Here is a 21020-nt window from a genome sequence, read left to right as displayed (position 1 = left end):
GGGGCATGACGACGCACTCGGCGCCCACGAGATCCCGGCCTGGGCAAGCAGCGCTGAACTCCCGCGTCACTGCAGCCGCGGTCGCCGCCCTCGTCGCCCTCGCCGGCGGCGGGTGGGCGGTGCCGGCGCACGCCGCCGCTCCGTCCCAGACGACGCTCGTGCTCAGCGATTCGACCTCGTCCTACGGTGACTCCGTGACGGCCACGGCGCAGGTCACCACCGCCGGCCCGGCCGACGGCGACGTCGTCTTCTCGGTCGACGGCTTCTCCGTGAGAGCGAACATCAGCGGCGGCATGGCGCGCGTCACGCTGCCGCGCCAGACGGCGGTCGGCGAGCACGCGGTCACGGCGTCGTTCGTCCCGCGCCTCCCGGGTCAGGACCCGAGCACGTCCGCGACCACCACCTGGGTCGTCTCGAAGGCCCAGACCTTCCTGCAGGCGCGGATCACGGGCCGCGGTGCGCACGTCCCGACAGGCGTCGTGATCGGCGCGATCGGCGACTGGGGCACCCGGCCCACCGGCCCGGTGACCGTGACGGCGCGTCACCTGCGCACGGGCAAGGTCACCCGCCGGGAGCGGACGCTCGACCCGCCCGGCGCTGCGACGGCGCGGCTCGGCGTCCTGCGGACGGGCCGCTACCGCCTGCGCGTGACGTACGCCGGTGACGCCCAGCACCTCGCGGCGCGCTACACCGAGAAGTTCACGGTCCGCCAGCGCTGACCCGCTGCCTGTGAGCCACTCCACCCGGAACGGCATTCCGGTCCGGGGTGACTGGCTAGTAACCTCGAACGCACATCCGAGTCCACAGGAGGGGCCGCGAGGCCACACCACCATGAACATTGTTGTCTGTGTGAAGTACGTGCCGGACGCCACGGCCGACCGCAAGTTCGAGGACGACAACACCGTCGACCGCGTCGGGGTCGACGGCCTGTTGTCCGAGCTGGACGAGTACGCCGTCGAGCAGGCCCTGCAGTTCCGGGAGAAGCGTGAGGGTGAGGAGATCACCGTCACGGTGCTGACCGTCGGGCCGGAGAAGGCCGTCGACGCCGTGCGCAAGGCGCTCCAGATGGGTGCCGACTCCGGTGTCCACGTCGTCGACGACGCGATCGCGGGCTCCGACTACCTCGGCACCTCGCTGGTCCTCGCGAAGGCGATCGAGAAGATCAAGGCCGACGCCGGCGTCGACCTCGTGCTGTGCGGCATGGCCTCGACGGACGCCTCCGGCTCCGTCGTGCCGGCGATGCTCGCCGAGCGCCTCGGGCTGCCGCAGGTCACGCTGGCCTCCGTCGTGGAGTCGCAGGGCGACCAGGTCCGCATCAAGCGCGACAACGAGGGCTCGACCGAGGTCATCGGCGCGACGCTGCCGATCGTGCTGAGCGTGACCGACCAGTCGGGCGAGGCCCGCTACCCGTCGTTCAAGGGCATCATGGCCGCGAAGAAGAAGCCGCTCGAGACGTGGTCGCTGACCAACCTGGGTCTCGACGCCGACCAGGTCGGCCTCTCGGTGGCCTACACGCAGGTGGAGGACACCGAGGCCCGCCCGCCGCGCACTGCCGGCGAGATCGTCACCGACGAGGACGGATCCGGCGCCGGCGCGCTGGTCGACTTCCTCGCGTCCAAGAAGTTCATCTGAGTCGGCTGAGGAGCTGTAGAGATGTCTGAGGTTCTTGTTGTCATCGACCACGCCGACGGCGAGGTCAAGAAGCCGACCTACGAGCTGCTCACGATCGCGAAGCGTCTCGGCGAGCCGTCGGCCGTGTTCTTCGGCTCGCCCGAGCAGGGCGACGCCGTGGCCGAGAAGGTCAAGAAGTACGGCGCCGCGAAGGTCTACGTCGTCGACGACGCACCGATCAAGGGCTTCCTCGTCGCGCCGAAGGCCGAGGCGCTGCAGCAGCTGGCCGAGAAGAGCAGCCCGGCCGCGATCCTGCTGCCGTCGACCTTCGAGAACAAGGAGGTCGCGGCCCGCCTGGCGATCAAGATCGGCTCCGGCCTGATCACCGACGCCGTCGACGTCGCCGAGGGTGGTGTCACGACCCAGTCGGTCTTCGCCGGCAACTTCACCGTGCAGGCCAAGGTCACCACCGGCACGCCGATCATCACGGTCAAGCCCAACTCGGCCGCTCCCGAGGAGTCCGAGGGCGCCGGCACCGTCGAGGCCTTCGCCGCGACGATCTCGGATGCCGCCAAGGGTGCGCAGATCGTGGCCACCCAGCCGCGCCAGTCCACCGGGCGCCCCGAGCTGACCGAGGCCGCGATCGTGGTCTCCGGCGGTCGTGGCACGGGCGGCAACTTCGAGCCCGTCGAGGGCTTCGCCGACTCGATCGGCGCAGCCGTGGGTGCCTCGCGCGCCGCGGTCGACTCGGGCTGGATGCCGCACGCGTTCCAGGTCGGCCAGACCGGCAAGACGGTCTCCCCGCAGCTCTACGTCGCCAACGGCATCTCCGGTGCGATCCAGCACCGTGCCGGCATGCAGACGTCGAAGACGATCGTCGCGGTCAACAAGGACCCCGAGGCGCCGATCTTCGAGCTCGTCGACTTCGGCGTCGTGGGCGACCTGCACACGGTCCTGCCCGCCGCGACCGAGAAGGTCAAGGAGCGCAAGGGCTGAGACCCTGCAAGACGTACGAACGCCCCCGGCCACCACGGTCGGGGGCGTTCGTACGTCGTGAGGGGTCAGTAGCGGCTGCGACGGACCGTCCACGCGCCGTCGCGCTCGACGACCTGCACCGTGTAGCCCTGCTGCCCGCTGCGGATGTCGAAGCGGAACGGCAGGTCGTACGTCGATGCGCGGGCCGCGCGGCAGACCGGGGGTGGCGTCGGGAGCGACGTCGTGGACAACCGGGTCCAGCCGTCGGGCGACGAGTGCTGGAGGACCGTGGGCCAGCCGCGGTGGCGGCCACCCGCGGTGAGCAGCACGGCGGCGCCCGGTCCGTCCGGGACGACCACGTCGCAGCGGCCGGGCACTCCGCCGGGCAACGTGACGACGCCCCGCTCGGGTGAGATGACGTAGGTCCTGGTGCGCGACGGCAGGGCGACGTACGTCCCGTCTGGCGACAGCCCCCGCCTGTGCCAGTCGCCGCGCACCGCGCGCCACGTCGCGCCGTCCTGCGTCGTCAGGACGACCTCGTTGTCACCGCACACGAGACCGATGGCCAGCACGCCGAGCGGCTCGGCCGTCCAGTTGTCCGACCAGCTGCACCGCTCACGTGCGGAGAACACCGTCGTGGGCGGGCGCCACGCCTGCGCCTCCGGGTCGTAGGACTGGGCCAGCACCCGGCGACGGCTCCTGGACCCGAGAGCGTAGAGCGGACGACCCGGCGCGGTGACGAACTGCCGGTCGAGGGCGCGCCACGTCTGGAAGAGCCCGGGTGCGTCGACGGGTGCGATGCGCGTGACGGCCCAAGGAGATGCGCCGTCCGGGCGGGAGACGACCGCCCGACCCGCGGGCTCGCCGAGAGTGCCCAGCCAGACGGTGTCGGAGTCGACGTTGGCGAGGTCGCCCTCGGTGCAGGAGAAGGGGACCCGGACCTCCTGCCGGGTCGGTGCGGCATCGCCGGTGCGCGTCTGCACCACGAGTCGCGACGGACGACCGGCGCAGGTGCCGTACACGAACGAGACCTGTGCGGTGTCGGTGATGGTCGCGGTGACCGAGTACTCCTGGCCGTCGGCCCGGAGGGAGTGGTCGGTCCAGCCCGCCGCGGTCCGCATGGTGTAGCGCTGGTGCATCGGCCACACGGCGTTCTGGCCGTCGGGAGAGATGCCGGGCTCCTCGTACGCCTCCCCGTCGAGGGTGTACGACGTCCAGGTGACGCCGTCGGGCGACCACATGGCCTGCGAGGAGACCGGGGCGGTGTCCTCGTAGTAGCCGCCCTCGTCGCACTGCGCCAGGAGGGCGACCGCGCCGTTGGCGGTGCGGCCCTCGACCTCTCCGCAGTAGAGGTTCCGGCGGCGCAGCACCTCGAGTCGCGGCCCCCACGCACCCGTGGCGGCGTCGAGCCGCCTGGAGAAGACCGCGCGGTAGTTGTCCGCCGCCCACACCCGCAGCAGGTCGCCATCCGCCAGGGTGAGCTCGACCCCGCCGGGGATCTCCTTCGGCAGCTCGGCCGCGGGCGGTGCAGCCGGCGCGGGCTCCGCGCTCACGGTCGAGCCGGACAGGACAGCCGCTGCCGTCGCCAGCGCGACGATCACCCCCGTGATGCGAGACATGGAGCCACCCTAGGTCAGCCGGACCTACGCTGGACCGCATGAGCAGCGAGGAGACGGTGCGTGAGGTCGCCGGGCGGGCACGCACCGCCAGCCACGAGCTGGCGACCGCGACGCGCGCGACCAAGGACGCCGCGCTGCACGCGATGGCCGACGCCCTGCTCGCCTCGTCGGAGGCGATCCTGGCGGCCAACGCCGACGACGTCGATCGGGCGGAGGCGGGCGGCACGCCCGCCAACATCGTCGACCGGCTGCGGCTCGACGACGACCGGCTCGCCGCCATGGCGCAGGGCCTGCGCGACGTCGCCGGCCTGCCCGACCCGGTGGGGGAGGTGCTGCGGGGCAGCACGCTCGCCAACGGCCTCGAGCTGCGACAGGTGCGGGTGCCGTTCGGGGTCGTCGGGATGATCTACGAGGCGCGTCCCAACGTCACCGCCGACGCGGCCGGGATCTGCGTCAAGGCCGGCAACGCGGTGCTCCTGCGTGGCTCGTCGAGCGCGCGGTCGAGCAACGCCGCGATCGTCGAGGCGATGCGCGGCGCGCTGGCCGGCAGCGGCCTGCCGGAGGACGTCGTACAGCTCGTGCCGGGGGAGACCCACGACAGCGTCAAGGCGCTGATGCGTGCACGCGGGCTGGTCGACGTGCTCATCCCGCGGGGCGGCGCCGGCCTGATCCGGAGCGTCGTCGAGGAGTCGACGGTGCCGGTGATCGAGACGGGCGTGGGCAACTGCCACGTCTACGTCGACGCGTCGGCCGACCTCGAGCAGGCGCTCGCGATCGTGCTCAACGCCAAGACCCAGCGCACCAGCGTGTGCAACGCCGCCGAGTCGCTGCTCGTGCACGAGGACGTGGCCGACGAGTTCCTGCCGATCGTCGTGGAGGCGCTGCAGGCCGCCGGCGTGCTCGTGCACGGTGACACTGCCTTCGCGGAGTACGACGACGTGGTGCCGGCGACCGACGAGGACCACAGGGCGGAGTTCCTGGCGAGGGAGATCTCGGCGGCCGTCGTGCACGACGTCGAGGGCGCGATCGAGCACATCCGGCGCTTCTCGTCCGGCCACACCGAGGCGATCCTCGCTCGCGACCAGGCCACCATCCGGCGCTTCGTCGCGGCCGTCGACTCGGCCGCCGTGGTGGTGAACGCCTCGACCCGGTTCACCGACGGCGGTGAGTTCGGCTTCGGCGCCGAGATCGGCATCTCGACGCAGAAGCTGCACGCCCGGGGACCGATGGGCCTGCCCGAGATGACCTCCAGCAAGTACGTCGTCGTCGGTGACGGGCACGTGCGGTGAGCCCGGCCGCACGCAGGCGATAGGATCGCCGACATGCTGAGCACCGCCATCACGCTGGCCGCCGAGACCTCCGAGCACGGCGAGCCCGCCGTCCACCCCTACGTGATCGGCGCCATCGCGCTCGCCCTGCTGCTCGTCCTCCTCGCCGCAGTCGTCTCCTTCGGTGGCGGACGCGAGCACAGCTGATCCCGTGGTGCGTCGCGTCGGGGTGATGGGCGGCACGTTCGACCCCATCCACCACGGCCACCTCGTGGCCGCCTCCGAGGTCCAGTCGTGGTTCGACCTCGACGAGGTCCTGTTCGTCCCCACCGGCGACCCTTGGCAGAAGAGCGAGCGCGACGTCACCGAGGCCGAGCACCGCTACCTGATGACCGTGGTCGCGACGGCGGCCAACCCGCGCTTCAACGTCTCGCGCGTCGACATCGACCGCGAGGGCAGGACGTACACGATCGACACGCTGCGCGACCTGAAGGCCGAGATGCCCGGCGCGGAGCTCTTCTTCATCACCGGCGCCGACGCACTCGCCGACATCTTCACCTGGCGCGCCGCCGACGAGCTCTTCGAGCTCGCCAACTTCGTCGGCTGCACGCGCCCCGGCTACACCATGGACCCGGAGGCGCTCGCCAAGATCCCGTCCGACCGGATCACGATGGTCGAGATCCCGGCCCTCGCGATCTCCTCGACCGACTGCCGCGACCGCAAGCGCCGCGGCGAACCCGTCTGGTACCTCGTGCCCGACGGCGTCGTGCAGTACATCGCCAAGCACGACCTCTATGCCTCACCCGCAACCAGCAAGGACGATTCATGACTGCCACCGACCACGCCGTCGAGCTCGTCGAGGTGGCGGCCCAGGCCGCCCACGACAAGAAGGCCGACCAGGTGCTGGCCTTCGACGTGAGCGAGCAGATCGCGATCACCGACGCGTTCCTGCTGGCCAGCGCCAGCAACGAGCGTGCCGTCGGCGCGATCGTCGACGAGATCGAGGAGAAGCTCCGCGAGGCCGGCGCCAAGCCGATCCGTCGCGAGGGGCACAAGGAGGGGCGCTGGGTGCTGCTCGACTACGGCGAGATCGTCGTCCACGTGCAGCACGAGGAGGAGCGGATGTTCTACGCGCTCGAGCGACTCTGGAGCGACTGCCCGGTCATCCCCCTCACGCTCACGTGAGGCGCCTGGTCCTCCTGCGCCACGGGCGCACCGCCTGGAACGACACCGGCAGGGCCCAGGGCCATGCAGACGTCCCGCTCGACGACATCGGGCTGGCCCAGGCCAAGGAGGTCGCGCCGCTCATGGCGGCGTTCGCGCCGATCGCGATGTGGACCTCCGACCTCGCCCGCGCCTCCCAGACGGCCGACGCGGTCGCCGCCGAGTGCGGCCTGGAGGCCGTCCGCGACCCCCGGCTGCGGGAGTTCGACATCGGCCCGAACCGGGTGGGACTGACCTCGGACGAGTACGCCGAGCAGTTCCCCGACGAGCACGCCGCCCTCCTCGCCGGTGACATCGCCGGCATCCCCGGCCGCGAGTCCCGGGACGACGTGCTCGCGCGCTTCGTCCCCGCGCTGACGTCGTACGTCGACACGCTGGGGGAGGGGGAGACCGCCCTGGTCGTCTCCCACGGTGCCGCGCTGCGGGTGTCCGTGCCGGCGTTCCTCGGGTGGGAGGGCGACCCCGGCGAGTCCTTCGGAGTGCTCGCCAACTGCGGCTGGGTGGTGCTCGAGCACTCCTCCTCGACGTGGACCGGTGGCGTCGAGCAGTGGCGTCTCATCGCCTGGAACCGCATCGCCTGACCCCGATTTCACCTGCGCGATCCGGTCGGCTAATGTTCTCGGCTGTTGGGGCTGTGGCGCAGCTGGTAGCGCATCTGCATGGCATGCAGAGGGTCAGGGGTTCGAGTCCCCTCAGCTCCACCAACGAGAGGCCCGGTGCACTGCACCGGGCCTCTTTCGTGTGTGCGCCGTGGCGCAGCTGGTAGCGGCTCGATCATTCCTGGGCGATGGCATGCAGAGGGTCAGGGGTTCGAGTCCCCTCAGCTCCACCAACGAGAAGCCCGGTGCACTGCACCGGGCTTCTCGCATTCGCGCCCCGCTCGCGGGTGGATGCCGGAGGATCTCCGGTCCAGAGCACCCACCACGGGCGAAATCGGCGTTCGGCGAGGGCCGGTGGCACCATGTGCTCATGACCGCGACCGACAGCACCCCCCGCACCATCCTCGAGGGCACCGAGGCGCACATCGAGGCCACCGAGAAGTACGCCGCGCACAACTACCACCCGCTCCCGGTGGTGCTGGCGCAGGGCGACGGCGCGTGGGTCATCGACGTCGACGGCAAGCGCTACCTCGACTGCCTCGCGGGCTACTCCGCGCTCAACTTCGGTCACACCAACGAGCGCCTCGTCGCGGTCGCGCGCGAGCAGCTCGGCAAGCTCACGCTGACCAGCCGGGCGTTCTACAACGACCAGCTCGGCGGCTTCGCGCAGGCCCTCACGCGGCTCACCGGCAAGGACATGATCCTGCCGATGAACTCCGGCGCCGAGGCCGTCGAGACCGCCATCAAGGTCAGCCGCAAGTGGGGCTACGAGGTCAAGGGCGTGCCCGCCGGCCAGGCCACGATCATCACCATGGAGGGCAACTTCCACGGTCGCACGACCACGATCGTCAGCTTCTCCGACGACGACGTCGCGACCTCGGGCTACGCGCCCTTCACCACGGGCTTCCGCGGCGTGAAGTACGGCGACGTCGAGGCCGTCGCCTCCGCGATCGACGAGACCACTGTCGCCGTGCTCTTCGAGCCGATCCAGGGCGAGGGCGGCGTGGTCATGCCGCCCGAGGGCTTCCTCAAGGACCTGCGCCAGCTCTGCACCGAGCGCAACGTGCTGATGATCGCCGACGAGATCCAGTCCGGCCTGGCCCGCTCCGGCAAGACCTTCGCCTGCGACCACGAGGACGTCGTCCCCGACATCTACATCATGGGCAAGGCCCTTGGCGGCGGCATCTACCCCGTCTCCGCGATCGCTGCCGACCGCCACATCATGGACGTCATCACGCCCGGCTCGCACGGCTCGACCTTCGGCGGCAACCCGCTCGCCGCCGCGATCGGCACCGAGGTCGTCGCGATGCTCGAGGAGGGCACCTTCCAGGCTCGCTCGACCGAGATCGGCCGCCAGCTCGAGGCCGGCTTCTCGCCGCTCGTCGGCCAAGGCCTCTCCGACGTACGCGTCCGCGGTGCCTGGGCAGGCATCGACATCGACCCGACGCTGATGTCCGGCCGCCAGATGTCCGAGGCCCTGATGGCGCGCGGGATCCTCGCCAAGGACACCCACGGCTCGACCGTCCGGTTCGCCCCGCCGCTGGTCGCCAGCGACGAGGACATCGCCGGCCTGGTCACCGCGGTCACCGAGATCCTCGCCGGCCGCTGAGCTGAGCCCGTGGGCGCCCGGTTCGACCACCTGGTCGTCGCGGTCGAGGACCTCGACGAGGCGGCCGTGCGCTGGCGCGCGGCCGGCATCCCCGCCGAGCGCGGCGGACGGCACCCGGTCGGCACCGAGAACGTCCTCATCCGCGGCCCGGAGCCGGCCTACGTCGAGCTGATCGCCGCCGGCAGCGATCGTTCCAACCCGTGGCTGGACCGCGTTCGCTCGGCGCGCGGACCGATCTCGTGGGCGGTCGCCGTCGACGACCTCGACGCGGCGCGTACGGCCCTCGTGGCCGCTGGTCTCGAGCCCGACGAGCCGGTGCCGGGATCGCGCCGCACCCCGGACGGTGACGAGGTCGCCTGGCGCGTGTGCGACGTCGGCCCGGGGCCGTACGACGGCTCGCTCCCGTTCCTCATCGAGTGGACGACGCCGATGCCGGCAGGGCCGGGCGACGGGCCGGTCGTGGAGGGCTTCACGATCGTCCCGCCCGACCCGGAGCGCGTCGCCGACCTGCTCCTCGCGCTCGGGTTCGAGCCCGATCCGCTCTGGCCGCGGCGGGTCTTCGAGGACTCCGCGGGGGTCCGCGTCACTGTCGCTCCCGTCGGCCGGCCCGTCGGGAAGGTCTCGTGGACGATGGGCTGGGAGACGCCCGACGAGCCGGCGGCCTCCCTGGTGCTGCGGACGCCGTCCGGCGCGACGACCCACCACGACCTCGACGGCGTCGGTGTGCTGACGTGGCCGGATCGCCGGCAGTTCACGGCTGCCTCACTGCGCCCCGAGGACGGCCCCGGCTCGGCGACCGAGCGTGCCGACGCCTGGGTGCGCGCCGTGGTCGGTGCGGGGATCGGCACCGCCAGGGACGTCGAGGTCACCTGGGCGGACGTCCCCGCGCTCGAGGTGGTGAGCGCCACCCGGCTCGACGGCCCGCCGGGGACGCAGCCCGTGACGGTCGTGCGCGGGAGGCACCCGGTGGACGACCGCGACGTCGTCGTCATCGGGGTCGGTCACCCCGTCGAGGTCATCGAGCGCCAGCCCGTCGGCCTGCGCCCGGAGAGCCGGGTGCGCCAGGTCGGGTTCGTGGACGACGCCTTCGTGCATGCCCTGAGCGGCGGGGTCTACGCCGTGCGCGGCCGACGCCGGTCAGTGGTCCGGCACTTCAACGGCCTGTCCTCGCACGGCCGCTTCGCCGACGGCGAGCAGGAGCAGTGGCTGGAGCAGGCCGCCGCCGGACGACGTACGGACGGGGTCGTCGCCGGGGACGCCTGGCTCTGACGCGACGTCAGGCGATGGTGAGGCCGCCGTCGACCGGGATCATCTGCCCGGTGACGTAGCCACCGGCGTCCGAGGCCAGCCAGACGGCGGTCGCGGCGAGCTCGCGCGGGTTGCCCTTGCGGCCGGCGGGCACGCGCATCATCGCGAGGTCGAGGTAGCCCTCGGGATAGCTGTCGGTCATCTCCGACTCGAAGAACCCCGGTGCCAGCGCGTTGACGCGGATGCCCTTGCGGCCCGTCCACTGCTGCGCGAGGTCGCGGGTGAGGCCGCCGAGCCCGGCCTTGGAGGCGCTGTACGCCGCCTGCGGCAGGCCGCCGGTCGTGATGCCGAGGATCGAGGAGATGTTGACGATGCTCGACCCGGGCTCCATCACCCGGCCGCACGCCTGGGCCATCCAGTAGCAGCCGTTGAGGTTGACGTCGATGACGCCGCGGAACTGCTCGGGCGTCTCGCGCGTGGCCGGGACGGCGGTGCCGATGCCGGCGTTGTTGACGAGCACGTCGACCCGGCCGAAGGTCGCCATCGCCTCGTCGACCAGCCGCTGGCACTGCTCGGGGTCGGCCACGTCGGTGGCGACCGTGTGCACCCGCCGGCCGGTGGAGCGGACGGACTCGGCCACCTGCTCCAGCTTCTCGACCCGGCGGGCGCCGAGCACCACGTCGGCGCCGGCCTCGGCGAACGCGTGGGCGAACGCGACGCCCAGCCCGCTCGAGGCGCCGGTGACGATGACGACCTTGTCGTCGAGTCGGAAGAGGTCCATGAGGGTCATGGCGAGACAGTAGCCGCGGCTGGCTCGACCGGGGCGCGCGGCAGGGTGCGGACCGAGCGGGAGCAGAGCACGAGCCCGCAGATGACGACGTACGCCACTCCGGACGCGACGAGCACGCGCTCGTTGCCGAAGGCGAGGCCGAGCGGTCCCCACGCGAGCTGGCCGACCGGCATCGCGATGAACGAGCCGAGCATGTCGTAGGACGATGCCCGGCTGAGCATGTCGTCGTCCACGTTCTCCTGCATCGCGAGGTTCCACCCGAGGGAGAAGACCTCGATGCCCATCCCGCCGATGAAGGCGGCGGCGACGAGTGCCACGACGACGGGGTCGATGCCGAGCATCAGCATCGGCAGCGCGTTGAGGGCGATCGCAGCCATGCCCCACAACAGGGGACGCTCGAGCCGGAAGCGCAGCAGGATGACTGCCATCAGCAGAAGTCCGGCGGCCTCGGCGGAGAGCACGAACCCCCACGCCTGGCGGCCGATCGTGTCCTCCGCGACCACGGGGCCGAGGGTGAAGAGGGCACCGTTGTGGATCATGTTGAGCGCGCTGAAGCCCAGCACCACCGCCCAGAGCCAGGTGACGCTGCGGAAGAACGTCCAGCCCTCGCGGAGGTCCACCCAGGTCGAGGTCGCCTCTGCCCGCGGGGCGCGCGGCGGGATCTGCATCGGGAGCAGGAGGAGCGCGGCGAGCGCCCAGGTGAGGGCGTCGACCGCCAGGGCCCAGCCCGGTCCCACCGTCACGACGAGGAAGGCGCCGAGGGAGGGGCCCAGCACCATGAGGCCGTTGCGGGTCAGCGACAGCAGCGCGTTGGCCTGCTGGAGCGACTCGCGCGGCACGAGCTGGGGGACCATCCCGGCCATCGCAGGCATCGACGCCGCCGACACCGCCCCGTGGAAGGCGGTCAGCACGACGATCATCCAGAGCTCGGCCCGCCCGGAGAGCACGAGGTAGGCGATGACGCCCTGGGACAGGGCGGACGCGACGTTGGAGACCTGCAGCACGAGGGCGCGCGGGAACCGGTCGGCGAGCACCCCGCCCCAGAGCAGCAGCAGGATCATCGGGATCGTGTGCGCGGCGAGCACGTAGCCGATCGCGATCGCGCGGCCATCGATGTCGAGCACGGCGAAGGTCAGCGCGATGTTCGCCATCATCACGCCGAGGGTGTTGACCAGGCGCGAGGAGAAGTACCACGCGAAGTTGCGCTCGCCGAGCGGGGCGAGGGAGGTGCTGCGGCTCATCGCGCCACCTCCGCGGGGATCCAGCGGGCGGCGTCGCCGGTGAGCCCGCCCTCCATCGTGAAGGCGTTGGTGGTGGCGCTGATGTGCACCGTGTCGGGCGTGCCGGCAGGGAGGGCGGCGGCGTGGAGGAGGTGCGAGGCCTCGTGGAGCAGGTCGAGCGCGCGGTGCCACGCCTCGACCGGCACCCAGGCCTCGAGGTCGCTGGACGAGCCCGAACCCCGCGCGGCGTCGCGCAGCCGTCGCTCGACCTCCACGGCGTTGGCCCGGGCGTAGGCGATCCGGTCGTCGATGGCATGGGAGCGGTCGGCCACCTCGCGGGTGGCGTCGTACCGGTAGCGCTTGGCCACGCCGCCTCGGATCTTCTCCTCGCTCTCCACGACCAGCTCGCCGATGTCGTGCAGCTGGCGCAGGTGGTACGACGCGTTGGCGTGCGTGATGCCCAGCGAGCGGGCCACCTCCGCCGCGCTCATCGCTTCCGCGGTCAGCAGCGACATGATCCGCAGTCGCACCGGGTGGGCGGTCGCCCGCAGCCGGGCCACGTCGCCCGGGTCGCTCGTGTCGTCCGCCATCTCACCCTCCAAGAGTTCTTGGGGAGTGAGTGTGCCTAGCATCTCCGCAACTGTCAAACACTTATTGGGCAGTCGGCTGTCGGGGTAGTCCAGTGGGAATTGGTTGTTGGGAGCGCTTCCAGACAGCCATTGCCCACTGGACTACCCCGGGAGGGCGGGGGAGAGGTCCGCCCGGCACCGCCCCGGAACGGTCCCTGACCCGACCCTGACTCGACCCCGGAACGGGATGATCGGGCGCGCGCGGCGTGCTTGAGTAGGTGTCATCGACAGGGCCCGGGCCCGAGAACAGTGCCCACCGAGGAGTGAGTGAGATGTCCGACCAGTACCCGCAGCACCCGCAGGGCGCGGACCCGACCCAGGCGTACGAGCAGCCCGGCTACGGGACGCAGCCGCACCCCACGCAGGCCTACCCGGCGCAGCCGTCGACGATGTCCGCCGAGGACGAGCGCACCTGGGGAGCGGTCAGCCACGCCGGCGCCGTCGTCGCGATGATCTGCTCGGCCGGGTTCCTCGGCTTCCTCGCCTCGGTCGCGGTCTACGTGGTCCACAAGGACCGCGGACCGTTCGTCCGGGCGCACGCGGCCAACTCGCTCAACATCCAGATCACGATGTTCATCTGGCTGGTCGTGCTCGGCATCCTGACGATCCCGATCGCGCTGCTCACCCTCGGCCTCGGCCTGATCGTGATGGTGCCGGCCCTCGTGGCGGCCTTCGTCGTGGCCGGGATCCTGCACGTCGTCGGCGCGATCAAGGCCTACAACGGCGAGTGGTGGAACCCGCCCTTCACGCCTCAGTTCGTGAAGTGACTCAGCGTGAAGTGAGCTGAGCCAGCACCTCGTCCTGCCAGGCGAACGCTGTCCGGGACCGGACCGCCAGGTCCGGCCCGGGCAGCACTGCTTCCACCCGCTCCGCGAACCCGTCGGGCAGGTCGGTGCGCAGGTAGCGCAGCCCGAAGTCCCAGCGGGCCGGGCAGTGCTTGATCCGCAGCAGCCTCACCAGTGGCTCCACGGCGAAACGCAGGTGGAGGAGCGTCGCCTCGGCGAGGTCGTCGCGGGCGATCGCCCGCTCGACCAGCCACGCGGCCGTCTGCCGGCGGGCTGCGGTCTGCTCGACGGCCAGTCGGCGCCCCGCCTCCATCTCGCGCTCGTCGTCGTCCTCGAGGTGGAGCAGACCGTCCGGGTCGTGCAGCACGATCGGTGTGCCGTGCCGGCGGGTGTCCATCGTCAGCCGCTCGGGCGTCGTCAGGATGACGAGGTCGAGCAGCCGGGTGGGCCGGCCGAGGTCGGCGGCGTCGGGCTGGAGGTGGACGAAGCACTGCCGCCCCTCGGGCCACGTGGCCTCCGGCAGCTCCCAGACGCTGTCGACCGGGAGCTCGTCGCGCAGCAGCGCCAGCACGGCGGCGTACGTCGTCGCGGCGTCGCCGCTGCACCAGGCCTCGACGTCGAGGTCGGAGTGGTCGTCCCAGCCGCCGGTGACCGCGGACCCGTTCACCACCACCACCTGCAGCGCCGGCACCCGCCGGGGGAGCGCGGTGAGGAGGGCGAGGACGTCGTCGTACCTGGTCAGGTCAGCGGCCATCCGAGCAGTATCGACGAAAGGCGTTATGCTGCTCCCGTGCAGAAGCAGCTCCTTCTTCGTCAGCCGCGCTGATCGAGTCCTCCACCCACGAGGACCGACACGCGGCCACCCCTCCATGCGAGGGGTTTTTTCATGCCCGAACCGCACACCCAGCACCGAGGACAGAATCATGAGCCAGGACGCAGCAGCCCACGACGGAGAGCGCGCGACGTACGACATCGCCGCCACCGAGACGAAGTGGCAGCGGGTCTGGGAGGAGCTCGACCAGTTCCGCGCCGACGACGCGAGCCCGCGCGAGAAGCGCTACGCACTGACGATGTTCCCCTACCCGAGCGGCGACCTGCACATGGGCCACGCCGAGGTGTTCGCGCTGCACGACGTGGTGGCGCGCTACTGGTGGCAGCGCGGCTACGAGGTGCTGAACCCGATGGGCTTCGACTCCTTCGGCCTGCCCGCGGAGAACGCGGCGATCCGCAACGACGAGCACCCCGACACCTACACGCGAGCCAACATCGCGAAGTCGATCGAGTCGTGCCGCAAGTACGCCGCCTCGTTCGACTGGTCGCGCACGTTCAACACCAGCGACCCGGAGTACTACCGCTGGACGCAGTGGCTGTTCCTGGAGTTCTTCAAGCGGGGCCTGGCCTATCGCAAGAACAGCCCGGTCAACTGGTGCCCGCAGGACCAGACGGTGCTGGCCAACGAGCAGGTCGTCAACGGCGCCTGCGAGCGGTGCGGGGCCGAGGTGACCAAGAAGAACCTGACCCAGTGGTACTTCAAGATCACCGACTACGCCCAGGAGCTGCTGGACGACCTGGACGAGCTGGAGAAGACCTGGCCCGACCGCGTCGTCACCGCCCAGCGCAACTGGATCGGTCGCTCCGAGGGCGCCCACGTCGACTTCGTCATCGAGGGCCGTGACGAGCCGATCACCGTCTACACGACGCGCCCTGACACGCTGTTCGGCGCGACCTTCATGGTCGTCGCGGCCGATGCCGCGCTGGCCGCCGACCTGGTCACCGACGAGCAGCGCGAGGCGTTCGAGGGCTACCGCGAGGAGGTGCGCAGGAGCAGCGAGATCGAGCGGCAGGCGACCGACCGGCCCAAGACCGGCGTCTTCCTGGGCGTGCACGCCACCAACCCGCTGACCGGCACGCAGATCCCGGTGTACGCCGCCGACTACGTGCTGGCCGACTACGGCACCGGCGCGATCATGGCCGTGCCGGGGCAGGACCAGCGCGACTGGGACTTCGCGCAGGTCTTCGACCTGCCGGTGATCCGCACCGTGCAGCCGCCGGAGGACTTCGACGGCGACGCCTTCACCGGCGACGGCCCCGCGATCAACTCCGCCAACGACGAGATCGACCTGTCCGGGATGGGCGTCGCCGAGGCGAAGTCGACGACGATCGCCTTCCTGGAGGGCCAGGGCGTGGGCCGTGGCACGGTGAACTTCCGGCTGCGCGACTGGTTGCTGAGCCGCCAGCGCTACTGGGGCGCGCCGATCCCGATCATCCACTGCCCGGTCGACGGCGAGGTGCCGGTGCCGGAGGACCAGCTGCCGGTGACGCTGCCGATGCTGAAGGGCAGCGACCTGAAGCCCAAGGGCACCTCGCCGCTGGGTGGCGCGACCGACTGGGTCAACGTGGAGTGCCCGACGTGCGGCGGCCCGGCCACGCGCGACACCGACACCATGGACACCTTCGTCGACTCGTCCTGGTACATGTTCCGCTACTGCTCGCCGCACGAGGCCGAGCGCCCGTTCGACAGCGACCTGGTCAACGCGTGGATGCCCTCGCAGCTGTACGTCGGCGGCGTCGAGCACGCCGTGCTGCACCTGCTGTACGGCCGGTTCTTCACCAAGGTGCTCAACGACATGGGCCTGGTGGACTTCCGCGAGCCGTGGTCGGCTCAGCTGAACCAGGGCTTCGTGATCAACCAGGGCAAGAAGATGAGCAAGTCGCTGGGCAACGGCGTCAACCTGGGCGAGCAGCTGTCCGCCTTCGGCGTGGACGCCGTGCGGCTGACCCTGGTCTTCGCCGGCCCGCCCGAGGACGACATCGACTGGGCCAACATGTCGCCGGAGGGGTCGCTGCGCTTCCTGCAGCGGGCCTGGCGGCTGTCGGGCGACGTCACCTCCGCCCCGGGCGTCGACGTGACGACCGGTGACGAGGCGCTGCGGCGTACGACCGCGCGCACGGTGCACGACGCGGCCGAGCTGGTCGAGGTCTACCGCTTCAACGTGATGGTCGCCAGGGTGATGGAGCTGGTCAACGCGACCCGCAAGGCCATCGACTCCGGCGTCGGCCCCGCCGACCCGGCGGTGCGTGAGGCGGCCGAGGCCGTCACGATCCTGCTGTCGCTGGTCGCGCCCTACACGGCGGAGGAGATGTGGGAGCGGTTGGGACACGAGCCCACGGTCTCCCGCATCGGGTGGCCCGAGGTCGACGAGGCGCTGCTGGTCGAGGAGACCGTCACCGCCGTCGTGCAGGTCAAGGGCAAGGTGCGCGCGCGCCTGGAGGTCTCGCCGGACGTGTCCGACGCCGACCTGGAGGCCGCCGCGCTGGCCGACGAGGGCGTGCAGCGGGCGATCGACGGAGCGCAGGTGCGCAAGGTGATCGTCCGCGCGCCCAAGCTGGTCAACATCGTCGTCTGATCGCTCGTCTCTATAGGGTCGGCTCCATGCCTCGCGTGGTCGTCGTCACCGACTCGACCGCGAGCCTGCCCACCGAGGTGGCGCAGGCTCGCGGCATCCGGGTCGTGGCGCTGCAGGTCGTGATCGGCGCCCGCGTCCTGGACGAGGGGCCCGACGGTGCGACGCCGGAGGTGGTCGCCGAGGCGCTGCGCGACTTCGTGCCCGTCAGCACGTCCCGGCCGGCGCCCGCGCTCTTCGCCGAGCTCTACCGCTCCCTCGAGGCGGAGGGCGTCGAGGAGATCGTCTCGGTGCACCTGTCGGGCGAGATGAGCGGCACCTTCGAGTCCGCCCAGCTCGCCGCGCTCGAGCTCGAGATGCCGGTGCACGTCGTCGACTCCGGCCAGGTCGGGATCGCCACGGGCTACGCGGCGCTGACCGCCTGCGACGTGCTCGACGCGGGCGGCACGGCCGAGGAGGCCGCCGAGGCCGCGCTCGCGCGGGGCGAGGCCGCGACCTCGCTCTTCTACGTCGACACCCTCGAGTACCTCCGCCGCGGCGGCCGGATCGGCGCCGCCGCCAAGATCTTCGGCAGTGCCCTGTCGGTGAAGCCGCTGCTCGAGATCGTCGACGGCCGCGTCCAGCCGCGGGACCGGGTGCGTACGGCCTCGCGTGCCCTCGCCCGGCTCGCTGACCTCGCGGTCGAGGCCGCCGGCGACCAGCCGGTCGACGTCTGCGTCTCCCACCTGGCCAACTCCGCCCGCGCCGAGGAGCTCGCTGCCGCGCTGACCGAGCGGCTGGCCGCTGGGCTGGAGGGCCGCGACGTGATGTGCGGCGAGCTCGGTGCGGTGCTGGGCGCGCACGTGGGCCCGGGGATGGTGGCGGTCTGCGTCTCGCCCCGGCTGTCCACAGATCGCTCCTGACCCCTGTCGGGAGGGTGTCGCGCGTTCCTAGCGTGGAGGGATGCGCCGATCCCAGTCCTCGTCCGAGCACGCCGAGGCGGTGTCGCGGCGGCTGGCGACGCTGAGCGCCGAGCTGGCGGCGGTCCGCGGCGAGCCGTCGGGCGACGGCTGGGACGACTCGGCCCACACCCGGGTCCGCGCCCGCCCCGACGACGTACCGGTGCCGGTGGTGCTGCCGGTGCCGGGCCGCCATGCATCACGGCGGATGCGGATCGGCGGGCTGCACCTCGGGCCGGTGCACCTCGCCGTCGTTGCGGTGGTGGCCGCGACCGCGGTCGGGCTCGCGGCGTGGTGGGCGGTCCGCGACCAGGCCGAGATCGTGCCGGCCACGCCGGTCACCTCTGAACGAGCCGCACCGCTGGCACCCTTGCCGTCGTCGTCCCCGGCCGCCGACGACGGCGCCGACCTGGTCGTCGACGTGGCCGGCAAGGTGCGCCGTCCGGGCATCGCGGTGCTCCCCGCGGGCTCGCGGGTGGTCGACGCGCTGGACGCGGCCGGGGGACCGCGGCGCGGCGTCGACCTCACCGCGCTCAACCTCGCCCGGCTCGTGGTCGACGGTGAGCAGATCCTCGTCGGGGTCGCGCCGGCACCGGGCGTCGCGGGCGACCTCGGGACCGCGCCGCCGCAGGGTGCGTCTCTGGTGAACCTCAACACCGCCGACCAGACGGTGCTCGAGACCCTCCCGGGCGTCGGGCCGGTGACCGCCGAGGCGATCCTCGCGTGGCGCACCGACAACGGCGGCTTCACCTCCGTCGACGAGCTGCTGGAGGTGGACGGCATCGGCGAGGCCACCCTCGACGACCTCGCGCCGCTCGTGACGCTCTGACCCGTGCCGGACCTGCGTGCACTCGCCCTGGGTGCCGGTGCGTGGGTGGGCGCGCTGCTGGTGCTCGTGCTGCCGGGTCGCCCTGCGCTGGCACTCGTCCTGCTCGGGGCCGTCGTCGGCGCCGGCCTGGTCGCGCGAGGGATCGTCGCGCCCGGCTGGCTGGGCCCGCTTGCCGCCCTCGTGGCCGTTGCGGGCGTGGCCGCGCTCCAGCAGACCCTTGTCGCGACCTCGCCGCTCGCCGCGCTCGCCGGGGACGGCGCGGTCGTCGATCTCCGGCTCGAGATCACCAGCGACGTACGCACCGTGGCCGGACAGTACGGCGACCTCCAGGTGGCGGAGGCCGACGTGTCGCGGGTCGAGGGCCGGGGGAGTGCGTGGTCGCTCGACGCGCCGGTCGTGCTGATGGCGGACGCCGACTGGCCGCGGGTGCCGCTCGGCACGACGATCGAGACCACCGCCCGGCTGGTGCCGGGCGACGACGAGGTCGCCGCGCTCGTCCGGCCGACCGGCGAGCCCCGTGTCGTCGCGGAGCCGGACGTGTGGTGGGACGCCGCTGCTGCCGTACGCCGTTCGGTGCGCGCCGCGGTCGCCGGCCGGGACGCGGATGCGCGCGAGCTGGTGCCGGCGCTCGTGGTGGGCGACGACGGCGGGCTGGACCCCGCACTCGCCGACGACTTCCGGACGACCGGGCTCACCCACCTCCTCGCCGTGAGCGGCACGAACCTGACGCTCGTCGTCGGCTTCCTGCTGGTCCTCGGCCGCTGGTGCGGCGTGCGCGGTCGCTGGCTCCGCCTGCTGGCGGCGGCCGGGATCGTCGGGTTCGTCGTCACCGCCCGCGCCGAGCCCAGCGTCGTACGCGCGGCAGCGATGGGCACCGTCGCGCTGGTCGGGATGGGCAGCAACGGTCGCTCGCGCGGCACCCGTGGTCTCGGCGTCGCGGTGCTCGGCCTCCTGCTGCTGTGGCCGCGGCTCGCGACCACGGCGGGCTTCGCCCTGTCGGTCCTTGCGACGGCCGGGATCCTGCTCCTCGCGCCCGTCTGGCGCGACGCGATGCTGCACTGGATGCCGCGGTGGGTGGCGGAGGCGGTCTCGATCCCGCTGGCGGCGCAGGTCGCCTGCACGCCGGTCGTCGCCGCCCTCTCCGGCCAGGTCAGCCTGGTCGCCGTCGCCGCCAACCTGCTGGCCGCGCCTGCCGTTGCGCCCGCCACCGTGCTGGGCCTCGGCGGCGGGCTGGCCGGGCTCGTCTGGTCGCCGGCGGGAGTGGCGGTCGCGGCACCGGCGGCGTGGTCGGCGCAGTGGATCATCGCTGTCGCCCGGTGGGGCGCCGACGTGCCGGGCGCTGCCGTGGACTGGGGGACCGGGCCGGTCCCGCTCATCCTGCTGACCCTCGCCTGCGTGGCGTCCGTCCCGCTGGCACCGCGGGTGCTGCGCCGGCCCGGCTCGGCGCTCGCCTGCACCGGCCTGCTGGTCGTGGTGATGCTCGTCCGACCGCCGTCGCCCGGCTGGCCGCCGGCGGGATGGGTGCTGGTGGCGTGCGACGTCGGGCAGGGTGACGGACTGGTGCTGCGTGCCGGGTTGCACGCCGGCGTGGTGGTCGACGCCGGGCCCGACCCTGCCGCGATGGACGCCTGCCTCGACCGCCTCGAGATCGCTGAGGTGCCGCTGCTGGTGCTGACCCACTTCCACGCCGACCACGTCGACGGGGTCGCCGGCGTGCTCGAGGGCCGGGAGGTCGGCGCGGTCGAGGGCACCGGACTGCTGGAGCCGGTCGACGGGGTGCGGGACGTCGGGGACGCGCTCGGTCGCGACCCAGGGCTGGCGGCGTACGGCAGCACGCGGACGGTGGGCGAGGTCACGCTCCAGGTCGTGTGGCCGCGACCCGGCATGCGCATCGATCCTGACGAGAGCGCGCCCAACGACGCCAGCGTCGTCCTGCTCGCCGAGGTGGGCGGCGTACGGATCCTGCTGACCGGCGACGTCGAGCCGTCAGCGCAGGCAGCGCTCGCGCGTGACCTCGCGGGCTTGAGGGTCGACGTGCTGAAGGTGCCCCACCACGGCAGCCGCCACCAGGACCTCGACTGGCTGACCTCGCTCGGCGCCAGGGTGGCCGTGGTGTCGGTGGGCGCGGAGAACGACTACGGCCACCCCGCTCCCGACCTGCTCGCCGCCCTCGACGCCGCGGGGGTCCGCACGTGGCGCACCGACACGTCCGGCGACGTCGTGGTGGTGGTGCGGGAGGGAGAGGTCGGTGTCGTCGCACGCGACTAGGGTT

The 21020-nt window shown here is 72.2% G+C and carries 20 protein-coding genes and 1 tRNA gene; 16 read left to right on the top strand and 5 right to left on the bottom strand.

Going from position 1 to position 21020, the window contains the following annotated elements; genetic code table 11:
• Positions 1 to 5 precede the first annotated feature (5 nt).
• The 3 genes from EUA06_RS13970 (at position 6) to EUA06_RS13960 (ending at position 2607) form a co-directional block, all read left to right on the top strand.
• Positions 6 to 719, top strand: a complete 714-nt coding sequence (locus EUA06_RS13970; protein ID WP_129476846.1) for an Ig-like domain-containing protein — start codon at positions 6 to 8, stop codon at positions 717 to 719.
• Between the two features lie 130 nt (positions 720 to 849).
• Entirely contained in the window at positions 850 to 1632 is a 783-nt protein-coding gene (locus EUA06_RS13965; RefSeq protein WP_242498157.1) for an electron transfer flavoprotein subunit beta/FixA family protein, read from the top strand.
• A 21-nt stretch (positions 1633 to 1653) separates the two neighbouring features.
• The gene (locus EUA06_RS13960; protein ID WP_129476843.1) at positions 1654 to 2607 is read left to right on the top strand and encodes an electron transfer flavoprotein subunit alpha/FixB family protein; all 954 of its coding nucleotides are present in this window, start codon (positions 1654 to 1656) and stop codon (positions 2605 to 2607) included.
• Between the two features lie 65 nt (positions 2608 to 2672).
• Here EUA06_RS13960 and EUA06_RS13955 read toward each other — a convergent pair whose 3' ends face one another.
• Positions 2673 to 4205: a hypothetical protein gene (locus EUA06_RS13955; RefSeq protein WP_129476841.1), complete on the bottom strand. Its 1533-nt coding sequence runs from the start codon at positions 4203 to 4205 to the stop codon at positions 2673 to 2675.
• A gap of 38 nt (positions 4206 to 4243) precedes the next feature.
• On the opposite strand from EUA06_RS13955, the gene EUA06_RS13950 reads away from it, so the two are divergent.
• From EUA06_RS13950 to EUA06_RS13920, 8 genes are all read left to right on the top strand, one after another.
• Positions 4244 to 5494, top strand: coding sequence for a glutamate-5-semialdehyde dehydrogenase (locus EUA06_RS13950; protein ID WP_129476839.1), 1251 nt, complete (start codon positions 4244 to 4246; stop codon positions 5492 to 5494).
• A 33-nt stretch (positions 5495 to 5527) separates the two neighbouring features.
• On the top strand, positions 5528 to 5680 hold the full coding sequence (locus tag EUA06_RS22480; protein WP_165354388.1) for a hypothetical protein: 153 nt from the start codon (positions 5528 to 5530) through the stop codon (positions 5678 to 5680).
• Between the two features lie 4 nt (positions 5681 to 5684).
• The gene (nadD, locus tag EUA06_RS13945; protein WP_277985673.1) at positions 5685 to 6302 is read left to right on the top strand and encodes a nicotinate-nucleotide adenylyltransferase; all 618 of its coding nucleotides are present in this window, start codon (positions 5685 to 5687) and stop codon (positions 6300 to 6302) included.
• Positions 6299 to 6658 carry a ribosome silencing factor gene (gene rsfS, locus EUA06_RS13940; protein ID WP_129476837.1) on the top strand — a complete coding sequence of 120 codons (360 nt, stop codon included), beginning with the start codon at positions 6299 to 6301 and terminating at the stop codon, positions 6656 to 6658. The genes nadD and rsfS overlap by 4 nt, the downstream gene beginning before the upstream one ends.
• Positions 6655 to 7278 (top strand): histidine phosphatase family protein, encoded by a 624-nt coding sequence (locus EUA06_RS13935; protein ID WP_165354397.1) that lies wholly within the window; start codon positions 6655 to 6657, stop codon positions 7276 to 7278. The genes rsfS and EUA06_RS13935 overlap by 4 nt, the downstream gene beginning before the upstream one ends.
• A gap of 47 nt (positions 7279 to 7325) precedes the next feature.
• Positions 7326 to 7401 (top strand) — tRNA-Ala (locus EUA06_RS13930).
• A 265-nt stretch (positions 7402 to 7666) separates the two neighbouring features.
• Positions 7667 to 8905, top strand: a complete 1239-nt coding sequence (rocD, locus tag EUA06_RS13925; protein ID WP_165354396.1) for an ornithine--oxo-acid transaminase — start codon at positions 7667 to 7669, stop codon at positions 8903 to 8905.
• Between the two features lie 9 nt (positions 8906 to 8914).
• Complete coding sequence (locus tag EUA06_RS13920) at positions 8915 to 10174, top strand: VOC family protein (RefSeq protein ID WP_129476833.1); 1260 nt, start codon at positions 8915 to 8917, stop codon at positions 10172 to 10174.
• A 7-nt stretch (positions 10175 to 10181) separates the two neighbouring features.
• Here EUA06_RS13920 and EUA06_RS13915 read toward each other — a convergent pair whose 3' ends face one another.
• The 3 genes from EUA06_RS13915 to EUA06_RS13905 are packed head-to-tail and all read right to left on the bottom strand — an operon-like array spanning position 10182 to position 12753.
• On the bottom strand, positions 10182 to 10943 hold the full coding sequence (locus tag EUA06_RS13915) for an SDR family NAD(P)-dependent oxidoreductase (protein ID WP_129476831.1): 762 nt from the start codon (positions 10941 to 10943) through the stop codon (positions 10182 to 10184).
• A complete protein-coding gene (locus tag EUA06_RS13910) occupies positions 10940 to 12184 on the bottom strand; it encodes an MFS transporter (RefSeq protein ID WP_129476830.1) in 1245 nt (414 codons plus the stop codon). Before EUA06_RS13910 ends, EUA06_RS13915 begins: the two co-directional genes overlap by 4 nt.
• Positions 12181 to 12753, bottom strand: a complete 573-nt coding sequence (locus EUA06_RS13905; protein WP_129476828.1) for an ArsR/SmtB family transcription factor — start codon at positions 12751 to 12753, stop codon at positions 12181 to 12183. The genes EUA06_RS13910 and EUA06_RS13905 overlap by 4 nt, the downstream gene beginning before the upstream one ends.
• Before the next feature lie 311 nt (positions 12754 to 13064).
• Between EUA06_RS13905 and EUA06_RS13900 the strand changes: the two genes are divergently transcribed.
• On the top strand, positions 13065 to 13559 hold the full coding sequence (locus tag EUA06_RS13900) for a DUF4870 domain-containing protein (protein WP_129476826.1): 495 nt from the start codon (positions 13065 to 13067) through the stop codon (positions 13557 to 13559).
• A 1-nt stretch (position 13560) separates the two neighbouring features.
• Here EUA06_RS13900 and EUA06_RS13895 read toward each other — a convergent pair whose 3' ends face one another.
• On the bottom strand, positions 13561 to 14331 hold the full coding sequence (locus EUA06_RS13895; protein WP_129476824.1) for a hypothetical protein: 771 nt from the start codon (positions 14329 to 14331) through the stop codon (positions 13561 to 13563).
• Between the two features lie 169 nt (positions 14332 to 14500).
• On the opposite strand from EUA06_RS13895, the gene leuS reads away from it, so the two are divergent.
• From leuS to EUA06_RS13875, 4 genes are read left to right on the top strand one after another with little or no spacing between them, the layout of a single operon-like run.
• The gene (leuS, locus tag EUA06_RS13890) at positions 14501 to 16984 is read left to right on the top strand and encodes a leucine--tRNA ligase (RefSeq protein WP_129476822.1); all 2484 of its coding nucleotides are present in this window, start codon (positions 14501 to 14503) and stop codon (positions 16982 to 16984) included.
• A gap of 26 nt (positions 16985 to 17010) precedes the next feature.
• Entirely contained in the window at positions 17011 to 17883 is an 873-nt protein-coding gene (locus EUA06_RS13885) for a DegV family protein (RefSeq protein WP_129476820.1), read from the top strand.
• Between the two features lie 40 nt (positions 17884 to 17923).
• Complete coding sequence (locus EUA06_RS13880; protein WP_207208352.1) at positions 17924 to 18748, top strand: ComEA family DNA-binding protein; 825 nt, start codon at positions 17924 to 17926, stop codon at positions 18746 to 18748.
• Between the two features lie 3 nt (positions 18749 to 18751).
• The gene (locus EUA06_RS13875) at positions 18752 to 21016 is read left to right on the top strand and encodes a ComEC/Rec2 family competence protein (RefSeq protein ID WP_129476818.1); all 2265 of its coding nucleotides are present in this window, start codon (positions 18752 to 18754) and stop codon (positions 21014 to 21016) included.
• Positions 21017 to 21020: the final 4 nt, after the last annotated feature.

This window comes from Nocardioides glacieisoli, assembly GCF_004137245.1.
GTDB lineage: Bacteria > Actinomycetota > Actinomycetes > Propionibacteriales > Nocardioidaceae > Nocardioides > Nocardioides glacieisoli.
This window is presented reverse-complemented; position numbering and strand designations above follow the sequence as displayed.